Source organism: Campylobacter showae CC57C (genome assembly GCF_000344295.2).
Taxonomy (GTDB): Bacteria; Campylobacterota; Campylobacteria; order Campylobacterales; family Campylobacteraceae; genus Campylobacter_A; species Campylobacter_A showae_B.
This window is the reverse complement of record NZ_AOTD01000160.1, coordinates 20,077-32,978: the sequence shown is the minus strand read 5'-3', so window position 1 is coordinate 32,978 and position 12,902 is coordinate 20,077. Positions and strand designations below refer to the sequence as shown.

Here is a 12,902-nt window from a genome sequence, read left to right as displayed (position 1 = left end):
AGCCCCTTCCCCCTTAACAAGAAAGATTAAGTACACAGCGCTAAATTTAACCAAACCAAATTTAGCACTTTAAAGATGCGGGTCTCGGCAGGCAAAATGCTAAAATTTATCCAAATTTGAGCGGCGCAAACTTGACTCCGAATTCGGCTTCAAATTTACAGCCAAAAAGTCAAATTTAAATTTCACTTCAGCCTATCGCCGAATTTTTGTTTGTCGCTCATATAGACGAAGCTTAGCACCTCGGCGACGGCACGAAAGAGCTCTGAAGGTATCATATCGTTTACCTCGCACATCTTGTATAGCTCGCGCGCTAGCGGCGGATTTTCGACGATTTTGACGTTTTTTTTCACTCCGATTTGCTTGATGCGAAGCGCTAGAAAATCCACGCCTTTAGCTAGAATTACCGGCGCTTTTTCCTTTGTTTTGTCGTAGCGAAGCGCAACGGCGTAGTGGGTCGGGTTTGTGATGATGACGTCTGCTTGCGGGATATTTTGCATCATTCTGTTGCGCGCGGCTCGCATTTGCAGCTGGCGGATGCGACCTTTGACCTGCGGGTCGCCCTCCATCTGTTTGTATTCGTCCTTGATTTCTTGCTTGCTCATTCTTAGGTCGCGAAAATACTGAAAACGCACGATCAACACGTCAAGAAGCCCGATGATAAACATCACGATTAGCATCACGGCAGCTAAAATCAGCATTTTTTCTTTTAGCCACGCTAGCTGCGCCGCCATCGAGAAAAAAAGTGTATGCGGCAGCTCTTTGATGAAGCTTAAAAACATCAAAAACCCGACCGTAAAAACCGCCGTGACCTTAAGCACCATTTTGATGCCGTCTATCAGTTTTTTAAGAGAAAAGAGATTTTTAAGCCCTTTTATCGGATTGATTTTGTTTAAATTTGGCTCCAAAGGCTTAGTCGTAAATATAAATCCAAACTGCATGAGATTAGCGACGACGCCCGCGATCGCGATGCAAACGGCGATAGGCAGGATGATGAGCAGCGTGCGAAATATCGTCGTGATCGCGACGTTAAAGAGTAGTTTGCGCGTAAACTCCTGGCCGATGAGACCCTGATAGTAGTTATATAGCGTGAAAAACTGATCGCCTATGAAGCCAAGAAGCGCCACCACGACGAAGATCGCGACCGCGAGCGTGACGAAACCCGCGAGGTCTTGGCTTTTGGGGACGTTGCCGTCCTTGCGCGCGTCTTCGATTTTTTTGGAGGTGGGTTCTTCGGTTTTTTCTTGGTCTTCGCCTGCCATCTCTATCCTGAGTTTGCTTAAATTTGGGCGATTATATCTAAAACGAGGTTAAATTTTACGCTACAATTGCCTAAATTTAAAGGAATAAAATGCAAAAGCTTGACGATCACGTAAGCGAGTGGTTTGGGCAGATGAAGGCGCGCAACGAGGCTGCCGCGGATCACTTTAAAAGCCGCAAAATCCCCTACGACGAGTCAAATTTGATAGATGTTTTGCAAAGCTCTCAGGATAAATTTGACCTCCTTTGGGCCGCCGTCGCTCTGCGCGAGCTAAGCACGGTGCGTGCGATACCTGCTCTAAAATGCACCGTCAAATTTAAAAGCATAGACGTGCAAGGTAGCGCGGCTCTAACGATCGCGTTTTTAGCAGGCGGCGGCGAAAACGGCTTTTTGGCGAGTTTGCTTGTTAGCAAAGAGTACTGCGCTAAATTTTACGCGATGACGGGGATTTTTTATAAAGAGGACGCGCGGCGCACTCGGCTTTGCCTTTTGTTTTGGAGTATTCGGCCAGGGCTACTAAAGGCGGCAAGGCGCTTGCCAAAACGCCGTGCGAAGGGCTAGACTGGCTCTATCTAGCTAGATACGGCGCGCATTTGCCCCAGGCGCAAGAAGTTTTTGATAAAATAAATAAAAATAGGAAGTATGTAGATGAAAACGTTTTTGCAAGACTCGCAGGAGAATTCCCGCAAATTTTCACAATCTAAAAAATCGCAAAAAAGCGAAACCGAGCTGCTTTTGGACGAGTGCGGCGAAGTTTTAGCCAAGCTAAAAAAGAAAAATTTGAGCGAGCGCAAGTTTTTATGCGAGCTGATAAAACTGATGGCTTTTTCGATACCGCAAATTCCTTATGAAATTTGGCTCGAAAAATGTATAGAAAGCGGCGATGTGGAGGCTCTAAACGATCTTGTTTTTCAGTACGCCAGAAACGAGCTGCTGCCGGGCTGCGAGGGCGGATACGATCAGTGCGAGAGGCTGATACATACGTTTCTTGCGCTGGCTTGCGGCGACATGGATGGCGCGAAAAACGTAATGACGCACTCTATGCCGCCCAGCACGAACGGTTATAGATTTTTGTGCGTGATGAGCGATCTGGTTTCGGCGCTGCTATGGGATGATAAAAAATCGCTCGAGCCCGCACTGAAAAAAGCGCGCAGATTTGCAGACTCCAAAAAGCCGATAAACGAAAGAGAAGCGGTAAAATTCATCCTTGCCTTGCACGAAAAAGACGCGGCCGCGATGAGCGAGAGTTTGAGTAATTTTTGCGTAAAAGTCGCTAGAACCGCCGCGCCGCAATTTGAAAAGAGGATTAGTTTTTTCGCGCACGGACTTTACGCCTTGGCGCATCATCTCTTGCCTTTTGAGATTTTTGAGCGCATTAGCTTGCCGAAAGCTAAAAATTTCAGCGAAATTTACGCAAAAAGGCTTTTGAGCGGCGAATCGGCGCAGCCCAAATTATATTTCAGCTTTCCGCCGGAATTTGACGTTTTTAATCAAATTTTAAACGCGCCGCCGGCTAAAACAGTTCTTCATCAGCCTTTTGACGGGCCTTCGCCGAGCGATCAAATACATTTCCTCGATCACGATACGATGGTCGAAAATTTGGCGGATGAAATTTTAAAAGCTAGGACATTAAACCAAAATTTATAAATTTTTGGGTATCATCCGTCTCTTACAACCAACAAAGCTCCCCAAGTCTTTTGAAATCCAAAAGCGCTTTTTGGTCTTACCAAATTTTAGAAAGGTAGAGTATGTCAAAATACGCTATATTTAAGCACGGCGGCAAGCAGTATCGCGTCAGCGAAGGCGAATATCTTAAGCTTGACCATTTCAGTGCTGAAGCAAAATCATCAGTCGAGATTACGGACGTTTTGTGCGTAAACGACGGTGAAGTAAAGGTAGGCGCGCCGTTCGTAAAGGGTGCGAAAGTCGTTCTTGAAGTCGTAAACGAGGGCAAGGATAAAAAAGTCGTTATTTACAAAAAACGCAGACGCAAAGACTCAAAACTAAAACGCGGTTTTAGAAGACAGTTTACACGCGTAAAAGTCGTAAGTATCGCAGCTTAAGGAGATAAGAAATGGCACACAAAAAAGGTCAAGGCTCAACCCAGAATAACCGAGATAGTATCGGACGACGCTTAGGCGTTAAAAAATTCGGCGGCGAATTCGTTCGCGCGGGCAACATCATCATCCGCCAGCGCGGTACCGCTACTCACGCGGGCAGCAACGTCGGCCTAGGCAAAGATCACACGATTTTTGCTCTAATCGACGGTTTCGTTAAATTCGAAAGACTAGATAAAAATAGAAAAAAAGTTTCTGTTTATCCTGCTGCGTAATCCTTGGGGCGAAAGCCCCCTTTTTCTTTTAAAACCACCCAAATTTCTAAAATCTAAAAAAGCTTTTATATAACAAAAATAAACGTCGCGTCATTTATCAAATTTTAAAATTTGATCATTTGTATTGTCCTAATAACGACGCTTGGCAAATCATTTGAACTTTTCGGCAAATCAAATTTTAATCAATAAACCGATATAATCCGAAAATCTCGCAAAATAACGAATTAAAAATAATAGAATAAAATTTAAAAACTAAGGCAAAAAATGTTTATAGATAGCGTAAATTTAACCCTAAGCTCGGGGCACGGCGGGGCCGGATCGGTGAGCTTTCGCCGTGAAAAGCACGTGATTTTAGGCGGACCAGACGGCGGCGACGGCGGCGACGGCGGGGATGTATATTTCGTAGCCGATAACAACACCCACACGCTAGCGGCATATAAAGGCAAAAAAGCCATGCGCGCGCAAAACGGCGAGGCTGGTATGGGACGCAGGATGCACGGCAAAAGAGGCGAGCATTTAGAGCTCATCGTGCCTCCAGGTACCGCCGTGCTGGATGCCGAGACGGGCGAACTACTCTGCGATTTAACGAGCGAGGGGCAGCGCGAGCTATTTTTAAAAGGCGGCAAGGGCGGGCTTGGCAACGTGCATTTTAAAAGCTCGATCAATCAAGCACCCGAATACGCGCAAAAAGGCCTCGAAGGCGAAACGCGCGAGGTGCGACTGGAGCTTAAGCTCATCGCCGACGTGGGACTCGTGGGTTTTCCAAACGTCGGTAAAAGCACGCTTATCTCGACCGTCTCAAATACCAAGCCTCAGATCGCAAACTACGAGTTTACCACACTCACGCCAAAGCTCGGTCTCGTCGAGGTCGATGAATACAGCGGCTTTGTCATGGCCGATATTCCAGGCATCATCGAGGGCGCAAGCGAAGGGCGCGGGCTTGGCGTGCAGTTTTTAAAACACGTCGAGCGCACGAAAATTTTGCTTTTTATGCTCGATCTTGCTAACTACCGCGGCCTTGAGGAGCAGTTTGACGCGTTGCGGGCCGAGACGGCGAAATTTTCCGACGAGCTAGCGCAAAGAGACTACGCGATCGCTCTAACCCGCGCGGACGCGGCAGAAAATTTGCAGGAAAAATTTGACGCATTTTTATCACATTTGGGGCTTGCGGGCACGGCTGGCGAGATGAAATTTAAGCAAGATATTTATGAATTTGATGCCGCCAAGCCGTTTTTTGTGATGCCGATATCTTCGGCGACGGGACAAAATATAAACGAGCTAAAATTTAACCTGCTTGAGCTGCTTAAAAAGGAGCTGTAGATTGCGCCAAAAGCCGCGCCGTAGAGGGCTTTGACGAACGCAGGCCTTAAGCGCCGCCCGTATATGCGGTTAAATTTTATTTTTATCGCTCGCAAACGCCGCAAAAAGATAAAATTTAAGGATGCGAAATGAATAAAATTTTTATACTTACACTTTTATGCTTCGGCGCATACGGTTGCGATCCCGCCGATCCGGTGCCGAATTTTATGGATTTTAACGACAAGGATCGCGACGGCGCACTGAGCTTGCAGGAGTGGATGGCGAGCAAGGCGCCGTCTGGGCTGAGAGCAGAGCTAAATCTACGCTCAAACTCGGAATTTAAGAGGCTCGATGCTAATCATGACGGCAAGATTAGCCTTGATGAGCTGGGAGCGAAACCGTCCGCAAAGATTTATTGGTCCGAAGATCCGTGCGCTTCTTGGCCTTGGACAGACGGATCCGAGGATAAAAATCAATCCGCCGTCAAATAAGGCGCACGAGCGTGAACCAGGGGTTACCTCACGGTATGCGTAAAATTTATTGCGAGCACGGTCGGCGCCCGCATTATTGCTAGCGTCGCGATTTGGCTAAATTTAAAGGAAAAGAATGAATATAATTTTTATGGGTACGCCCGAATACGCGGCTAAAATTTTACGCGCGCTTGCCGAGGCGAAATTTGAGATCGCGGCCGTTTTTACTCAGCCCGATAAGCCCGTCGGCAGGAAACAAATTTTAACTCCGAGCGAGGTGAAAATTTACGCGCAGCGGCACCTACCCTCCGTGCCGATCTTTCAGCCTGCGAGTTTAAAAGACGAGGCGGTTGCGGCACAGATAAAAGAGCTAAAGCCTGATTTTATCGTGGTTGCGGCATACGGTAAAATTTTGCCGCAGACCATCCTTGATATCGCGCCTTGTATAAATCTGCACGCCTCGATCCTGCCAAAATACCGCGGCGCGAGCCCGATCCAAAGCGCGATTTTGGCTGGCGAGAAGCAGACGGGCGTGACGGCGATGCTGATGGACGCGGGGCTTGACACGGGCGATATGCTTGATTTTGCCTACACGCCTTGCGAGGACAAAACGGCGGCACAGCTGTTTGACGAACTGGGTGATCTAGCGGGCGAGCTGATCGTAAAAACGCTGCGAAACTTTGCAAATTTGACGCCGCTTAGGCAGGACGATGCGCAGGCCACGCAATGCAAAAAAATAAGCAAATCAGACGGACTTTTTAGCTTTGAGCAGAGCGCGGAGCAGATTTATAATAAATTTCGCGCGCTAACGCCCTGGCCCGGGATCTATCTAGCTAGCGGGTTAAAAATTTTAGAACTAGAGCTTTTGCGCGAATCCCGCGGGCGTAAATTTGAACGTACTGGCGAAATTTTAAGCGTCGACAAGTTCAGCTTTTGCGTTTCTTGCGGCGAGGGCGCTATCAAAATTTTAAAGGTGCAAGAGCCCGGCAAAAAGCCGGTGGACGCTAGCGCGTATCTAAACGGCAAGCGCCTTGGTATCGGCGATATAGCTTTGTAATATGAGCAGAGCAACGGTAGCAAGCGCGCCAAAACATCAAATTTAGCGTAAATTTAAAAGGAATAAAATTTGAGAATAGAGTTCGCAGATAGCGTCCCATCTACGCAAAAAGTTTTGGTCGAAGGGCTGCGAAACGGCGAAATACAGCCGCCTTTTGCGCTCGTGGCAAAAGAGCAGACACAAGGTATCGGTAGCAGAAATAACACGTGGAGCGGGCTAGAGGGCAATCTGTTTTTTTCGTTTTGCATGAGCGAGACGGCGCTGCCCGGCGATCTAAAGGGCGAGTCGGCGTCTATATATTTTTCGATGATAATGCGCGAAGTGCTCGCGGCTCGCGGCTCGCAAATTTGGCTAAAATGGCCGAATGATTTTTATGTTGGCGACAAAAAAATCGGCGGAACCTTGACGACGAGAGTCGGCGAAATTTACGTTTGCGGTATGGGTATAAATCTAAAAAACGCGCCCGAAAACGCCGGAATCTTAGATATAGACGTGAGCCCTAGCGTCGCGGTCGGAGAGTTTTGTAAGAGATTACAAACAGCTCCGTCTTGGGCGGAAATTTTTAAAAAATTTGAGAGCGAATTTGAAAAATCGAGAGAATTTATAACGCACTTTGAGGGCGAAGAAGTGGCGCTAAAAGACGCAAAACTCCTATCTGACGGCTCTTTGGATATAGATGGGCGAAGGGTTTTTTCACTCAGATAAATTTGCTTAAATCTGACGTAAAATTTAATATTTTTACAAAATATCGGTGGGTAGGCACCGCGAAATTCTTTCAGAAATTTTAAAGCCGAAACTAAACTTGGACAAAGTAAGTTTTTTGTAGAATTAATCAGTAAAAAAACAAAAATTTGGAAAATTCTCATGTGTGAAATTATAACCATTGCAAACCAGAAAGGCGGCGTCGGAAAGACGACCACGGCGGTAAATTTGGCCGCATCGCTGGCTGTGGCTGAAAAAAAAGTCTTACTCATCGACATCGATCCGCAGGCAAATGCGACGACAGGAATGGGCTTTAGCAGAAACGACTACGAGTACAACATCTACCATGTGCTCACGGGGCGTAAAAAGCTCTCGCAAATCGTGCTAAAAACCGAGATACCGACGCTTTTTTTAGCACCTTCAAACATCGGTCTGGTCGGCATCGAGCAGGAGCTAAGCGAACAGAGCAAAGACTGCCAAAAGATACTAAAAAGCAAGATGGAAGAGATTGAGGGTCAGTATGATTTTATCATCATCGATAGTCCCCCGGCACTGGGCAGCATCACCGTAAACGCTCTAAGTGCTAGTGATAGCGTAATAATCCCGATCCAGTGCGAATTTTACGCGCTAGAGGGGCTTGCGCAAATTTTAAATACGGTCAAAATCATCAAAAAAACCATAAACCCAAAGCTAAATATCAAGGGCTTTTTGCCGACTATGTACAGCTCGCAAAATAACCTAGCCAAGGAAACCGTGGCAAATTTAAAGCAGCATTTTGAAAATAAGCTGTTTAAAACCAAGGACGGCGACGGCGACTTCGTTATAGTGCCAAGAAATGTAAAGCTCGCCGAAAGCCCGAGTTTTGGAAAGCCTGTGATATTGTACGACATAAAATCGCCTGGCTCGCAAGCATATCAAAATTTAGCGTATTCGATTTTAGGGTAGAAGATGGCAAAGAGAAGTTTGGGGCGCGGACTGGGCGCCATACTAGAAGACGTCGAGCTTGCGTACAAAGCTGAGCTAAATGAGGGCAACAGCGATATAGTAAAGGATATTGATCTAGACCTGATTGTAGAAAACCCGTATCAGCCGCGTAAAAATTTCGACGAAACTGCGCTAAGAGAGCTTAGCGAAAGTATCAAAAGACACGGACTCATCCAACCGATCATCGTCATAGAAAAAGACGGCGGATATATGCTGATCGCGGGCGAGAGGAGATTTCGCGCGACTAAGCTACTGGGTGAAAATAAGATAAAAGCCATAGTCGCCGACATCGAGAGCCAAAGCCTGCGCGAACTAGCACTCATAGAAAATATCCAAAGAGAAGACTTAAATCCGATCGAGCTTGCAAATTCTTATAAAGAACTGATAGACGAATATAAAATCACGCAGGACGGGCTAGCAAACATCATCCACAAAAGCAGAGTTCAGATAACAAATACGATGCGGCTTTTGAGCCTTAGCGCCGTGACGCAAGAGTACATAAAAGAAGGCAAACTAACGCAGGGGCACGCCAAAGTCATCGTGGGGCTTGATCCAAACGACGAAAAAACGGCGGTCGATACCATCATCGGGCAGCGCCTTAGCGTGCGCGAGACGGAAAATTTGGTCAAAAATCTAAAAAATAAATTGCCGCCTAAAGCCGCACTTAAGCTAGATGAGAGGTACCTTGAAAGACTAACGAATTTAAAAGAGATTTTTTCTAAATTTGACGTGCCGATTAAGATAAAAGGCAAAAAAATCACTATCGAATTTGAAGACATAGCAGATATCGATAGGCTAATAAACAAGATAAAATAAAAATATTTATTTAAATTTAGCTTGTTTTATCCTTTTTTTTTGTAAAATAAGTACGGTTTTATTATGCTTAAGAAAATATTAAACTTTAAGGAGATTTGATGTTGGAAATTAATTTGCCGTTAGTCGTCCTGACGGCAGTTATTTTTCTAGGGCTTATCGCTGTTTTAAATTCCATCCTTTACAAGCCTCTACTTAAATTTATAGACGCTAGAAACGATGCGATAAAAAACGACGAAGAGAGCGCTAGCAAAAATACGAGCGATCTTGGCGTGTATGAAGCGCAGATAGAACAGCTCATAGCTGCCGCAAGAAACGAAGCCGGCAAGATCAAGCAGGAAGCTATCAATGCTGCAAAAGACGCGGCCGCTAAGATAGTCAGCGAAAAGCGCGGAGTTTTGGAGGCTGATTACGATGCTTTTATCCAAAATTTAAACTCTCAAAAGAGCGATTTTAGAGCTGATTTGCAGCAAAAATTGCCTGAACTTCAAGCTGCTTTAAAAGCAAAACTCGCAAGGATTTAATATGAAAAGCAAAATTTTACTTTTATTATGTCCTTTTGTTTTGATGGCGGACGGCGGATACGACATCGTACCTAGAACGATAAACTTTATCGTTTTTGCCGCGATTTTGTATTATTTTATAGCAAACCCTATCAAAAATGCCTACAAAGGAAGAATTGCCGCTATCGCGGCGAGACTTGATAATATCGAGCAAAAACTAAAAGACTCAAAAGCCAAAAAAGACGACGCTCTAAGGCGTGTAGAAGAGGCTAAAGCAAATGCAGCCAGTCTAGTAGAAACAGCTAGAAAAGAGGCTGTTTTGATATCTGAGCGTATCAAAGAAGAAACCAGACAAGAGGTCGCAAATTTAGAAAAAAGCTTCCAAGACCAAAAAGAATTTGAAAAAAGACGCATGGTTAAGTCCGTTGTGGGCGAAATTTTAAATGAAATTTTTGCAAGCGACAGTGTGAAAATGGATCAAAGCGAGCTTATCAATATCATGCTTAAAAGGGTCGGCTAATGAAAGAACTTATCGCAAAAAAATACGTAAAAGCCCTAGTTAGCGACCTTAGCAAAGATAAGTTTAATAGCTTTACTGCCAAGCTACAAGAGATCGCAAACGCATTTGCAAATGAAAAATTTAAAAATATCATCGTTTCGCCGAATTTAAAAAATAGTCAAAAAGCTGATTTTGTTCTATCTTTAGTCGGTGAGGCGGATCAGAAATTTGTAAATTTCATAAAACTACTCGGCGAAAATAAAAGACTTGATATTTTGCCTAATATCGTTTCAGAGCTTTTAGCGCAAAAATCAAAAATGGATAATGTTTTTTACGGCAAAATTTACGGCGGCTCGCAGATCAGCCAGGCTCAAATTTCAGAGCTCGAAAGTAGCTTTTCTAAGAGATTTAATGCAAAAATCATTTTAGAGTCGGTAAAAATCGACTACAACGGTATCAAGGTTGAACTAGACGATTTGGGCGTGGAGGCTAGCTTTTCGGTAGATAGGCTAAAAGCCCAAATGAGCGAATACATATTAAAAGCAATATAAAAGGAGAAAAAGCGTGAGTGCAAAAATAAAAGCAGATGAAATCAGCGCCATCATCAAGGAAAGGATTGAAAATTTCAGCCTTAACGTTGATGTGAACGAGACGGGCAAAGTTATATCCGTAGCCGACGGCGTTGCTAACGTTTACGGCCTAAAAAATGTTATGGCTGGCGAGATGGTCGAGTTTGAGAACGGCGAAAAAGGCATGGCTCTAAACCTTGAGGAAAGCAGTGTCGGTATCGTTATTTTGGGCAAAACAGACGGTATCAAAGAGGGTTCGAGTGTAAAACGCCTAGCTAAGCTTTTACGCGTTCCTGTGGGTGATGCACTAATAGGTCGCGTCGTAAACTCGCTTGGTGAGCCGATAGACGCTAAAGGTCCGATCGAAGCTAGCGAAACTAGATTCGTCGAGGAAAAAGCAAAAGGCATCATGGCTAGAAAGAGCGTTCACGAACCGCTTCAAACAGGTATCAAAGCTATCGACGCACTAGTGCCGATCGGCCGCGGACAACGCGAGCTCATCATCGGCGACCGCCAAACAGGCAAAACTACCGTCGCGATAGACACCATCATCAACCAAAAAGGTCAAGACGTTATTTGTATCTACGTAGCGATCGGACAAAAACAATCAACAGTCGCGCAAGTTGTTAAAAAACTCGAAGAGTACGGCGCTATGGAGTATACCATCGTCGTAAATGCAGGTGCATCAGACGCTGCCGCGCTTCAATACCTAGCTCCATATGCGGGCGTAACTATGGGTGAATATTTTAGAGATAACTCTCGCCATGCCCTAATCATCTATGACGATCTTTCAAAACACGCCGTCGCATACCGCGAAATGAGCTTGATTCTTCGCAGACCACCAGGCCGCGAAGCGTATCCTGGCGACGTTTTCTACCTACACTCTCGTTTGCTAGAACGCGCATCTAAGCTAAATGATAAGCTAGGTGCAGGCTCCCTAACAGCGCTTCCTATTATTGAGACGCAAGCGGGCGACGTTTCTGCGTATATTCCGACAAACGTTATTTCTATTACCGACGGTCAAATTTTCCTTGAGTCTGACTTATTTAACTCAGGTATCCGCCCTGCGATCAACGTCGGTCTTTCGGTTTCTCGCGTCGGTGGTGCAGCTCAGATAAAAGCTACCAAGCAAGTTTCTGGAACATTAAGACTTGACCTTGCGCAATACCGCGAGCTTCAAGCGTTTGCGCAGTTCGCGAGTGACCTAGACGAGAGTTCGAGAAAACAGCTCGAGCGCGGTCAGAGGATGGTCGAGGTATTAAAACAGCCTCCTTACAGCCCGCTAGCCGTCGAAAAGCAAGTCGTTATTATCTTTGCCGGTACGAAAGGCTACCTAGATGATATCCCGACTGTAGCGGTTACAAAATTTGAAGCTGAGCTTTATCCTTATATTGAGGCGAAGTATCCTGAAATTTTCGAGCAAATTCGAACCAAAAAAGCACTTGACAAAGAAATCGAGGAGCTTTTGCATAAGGCGCTAAAAGACTTTAAAGCGACGTTTGCCGCTAACTAAGGCTAGAATATGTCAAATTTAAAAGATATAAAACGAAAGATCAAGAGCGTCCAAAATACCCAAAAGACAACGCGCGCGATGAAGCTCGTGTCTACAGCCAAACTTCGTAAGGCTGAAGAAGCCGCTCGTCACTCTAGGGTTTATGCGCTCAAGATCAATGAAGTTTTATCTGAAATCGCCTACAAGATCAACCAATATCGCTCCGTAAATACCGAGAGCAAATTTTTCGACGTTAAGGAGTATATCGAGAAGGTTGATATTATATTCGTCACCGCAGACAAGGGTCTTTGCGGCGGTTTTAATATTCAGACCATTAAAACCGTTAGAAATATGATTAACGAATTTAAAGCGAAAAAAGTAAAGATAAGACTTCGCGCAATAGGTAAAAAAGGTATAGAATTTTTCAGCTTCCAGGGTATAAATTTGCTTGAAAAATACGTCGGCGTGAGCTCGTCTCCGACCTATGAGAAAGCTCAAAATATTATAAAAGACGCGATAGACGATTTTATAAGCGGTGCGACGGATAAGGTTATTTTGGTGCATAACGGCTATAATAACATGATCTCTCAGCAAATTCGCATAAACGATATCGTGCCGGTCGAGCCGCCAAAACTAGTCGAAGTAGAGACGAATTCTTTGATGGAATTTGAACCAAGCGATGACGGTAAAATTTTAAACGAACTACTTACGAAGTATTTCGAGTATAGTATGTATTATGCTTTAGTAGATAGCCTTGCGGCTGAGCATAGCGCCAGAATGCAGGCGATGGATAATGCGACTAATAACGCCAAAGAGCGCGTCGGACAGCTAAAACTATCGTATAATAAGGCTCGCCAAGAGTCTATCACCACTGAGCTTATCGAGATCATCAGTGGCGTCGAATCAATGAAATAATTAAGGAGT

At 45.0% G+C, this 12,902-nt stretch carries 16 protein-coding genes; 15 read left to right on the top strand and 1 reads right to left on the bottom strand.

The features are described from left to right. Positions 1-182 precede the first annotated feature (182 nt). Positions 183-1,259 (bottom strand): flagellar biosynthesis protein FlhB, encoded by a 1,077-nt coding sequence (gene flhB, locus H740_RS06175; protein ID WP_002952453.1) that lies wholly within the window; start codon positions 1,257-1,259, stop codon positions 183-185. 89 nt (positions 1,260-1,348) lie between these two features. Between flhB and H740_RS06170 the strand changes: the two genes are divergently transcribed. The 15 genes from H740_RS06170 to atpG all read left to right on the top strand — a co-directional run bounded on the left by H740_RS06170 (position 1,349) and on the right by atpG (position 12,893). Then, positions 1,349-1,819: a hypothetical protein gene (locus H740_RS06170; RefSeq protein WP_002952452.1), complete on the top strand. Its 471-nt coding sequence runs from the start codon at positions 1,349-1,351 to the stop codon at positions 1,817-1,819. 87 nt (positions 1,820-1,906) lie between these two features. Then, positions 1,907-2,905 (top strand): hypothetical protein, encoded by a 999-nt coding sequence (locus H740_RS06165; protein ID WP_002952451.1) that lies wholly within the window; start codon positions 1,907-1,909, stop codon positions 2,903-2,905. Positions 2,906-3,006: 101 nt separating this feature from the next. Beyond that, the gene (gene rplU, locus H740_RS06160) at positions 3,007-3,321 is read left to right on the top strand and encodes a 50S ribosomal protein L21 (RefSeq protein WP_002947447.1); all 315 of its coding nucleotides are present in this window, start codon (positions 3,007-3,009) and stop codon (positions 3,319-3,321) included. A gap of 11 nt (positions 3,322-3,332) precedes the next feature. After that, positions 3,333-3,590, top strand: a complete 258-nt coding sequence (gene rpmA, locus H740_RS06155; RefSeq protein ID WP_002943616.1) for a 50S ribosomal protein L27 — start codon at positions 3,333-3,335, stop codon at positions 3,588-3,590. Positions 3,591-3,854: 264 nt separating this feature from the next. Continuing rightward, on the top strand, positions 3,855-4,910 hold the full coding sequence (gene obgE / locus H740_RS06150) for a GTPase ObgE (protein ID WP_002952450.1): 1,056 nt from the start codon (positions 3,855-3,857) through the stop codon (positions 4,908-4,910). Between the two features lie 128 nt (positions 4,911-5,038). Next, entirely contained in the window at positions 5,039-5,380 is a 342-nt protein-coding gene (locus H740_RS06145) for an EF-hand domain-containing protein (protein ID WP_002952449.1), read from the top strand. Between the two features lie 115 nt (positions 5,381-5,495). Continuing rightward, positions 5,496-6,416 (top strand): methionyl-tRNA formyltransferase, encoded by a 921-nt coding sequence (fmt, locus tag H740_RS06140; RefSeq protein WP_002952448.1) that lies wholly within the window; start codon positions 5,496-5,498, stop codon positions 6,414-6,416. A gap of 69 nt (positions 6,417-6,485) precedes the next feature. Beyond that, entirely contained in the window at positions 6,486-7,121 is a 636-nt protein-coding gene (locus tag H740_RS06135; protein WP_002952447.1) for a biotin--[acetyl-CoA-carboxylase] ligase, read from the top strand. A gap of 159 nt (positions 7,122-7,280) precedes the next feature. Continuing rightward, the gene (locus H740_RS06130; protein WP_002952444.1) at positions 7,281-8,063 is read left to right on the top strand and encodes a ParA family protein; all 783 of its coding nucleotides are present in this window, start codon (positions 7,281-7,283) and stop codon (positions 8,061-8,063) included. Between the two features lie 3 nt (positions 8,064-8,066). Beyond that, the gene (locus tag H740_RS06125) at positions 8,067-8,918 is read left to right on the top strand and encodes a ParB/RepB/Spo0J family partition protein (protein WP_034957517.1); all 852 of its coding nucleotides are present in this window, start codon (positions 8,067-8,069) and stop codon (positions 8,916-8,918) included. Positions 8,919-9,016: 98 nt separating this feature from the next. After that, positions 9,017-9,439 carry a F0F1 ATP synthase subunit B family protein gene (locus H740_RS06120; RefSeq protein WP_002952442.1) on the top strand — a complete coding sequence of 141 codons (423 nt, stop codon included), beginning with the start codon at positions 9,017-9,019 and terminating at the stop codon, positions 9,437-9,439. A 1-nt stretch (position 9,440) separates the two neighbouring features. Further along, positions 9,441-9,938 (top strand): F0F1 ATP synthase subunit B, encoded by a 498-nt coding sequence (locus tag H740_RS06115; RefSeq protein WP_002952441.1) that lies wholly within the window; start codon positions 9,441-9,443, stop codon positions 9,936-9,938. After that, positions 9,938-10,468, top strand: a complete 531-nt coding sequence (locus H740_RS06110) for a F0F1 ATP synthase subunit delta (RefSeq protein ID WP_002952440.1) — start codon at positions 9,938-9,940, stop codon at positions 10,466-10,468. The genes H740_RS06115 and H740_RS06110 overlap by 1 nt, the downstream gene beginning before the upstream one ends. A 13-nt stretch (positions 10,469-10,481) precedes the next feature. Beyond that, complete coding sequence (gene atpA / locus H740_RS06105) at positions 10,482-11,999, top strand: F0F1 ATP synthase subunit alpha (RefSeq protein ID WP_002952438.1); 1,518 nt, start codon at positions 10,482-10,484, stop codon at positions 11,997-11,999. Positions 12,000-12,008: 9 nt separating this feature from the next. Then, positions 12,009-12,893 carry an ATP synthase F1 subunit gamma gene (atpG, locus tag H740_RS06100; protein ID WP_002952436.1) on the top strand — a complete coding sequence of 295 codons (885 nt, stop codon included), beginning with the start codon at positions 12,009-12,011 and terminating at the stop codon, positions 12,891-12,893. Positions 12,894-12,902: the final 9 nt, after the last annotated feature.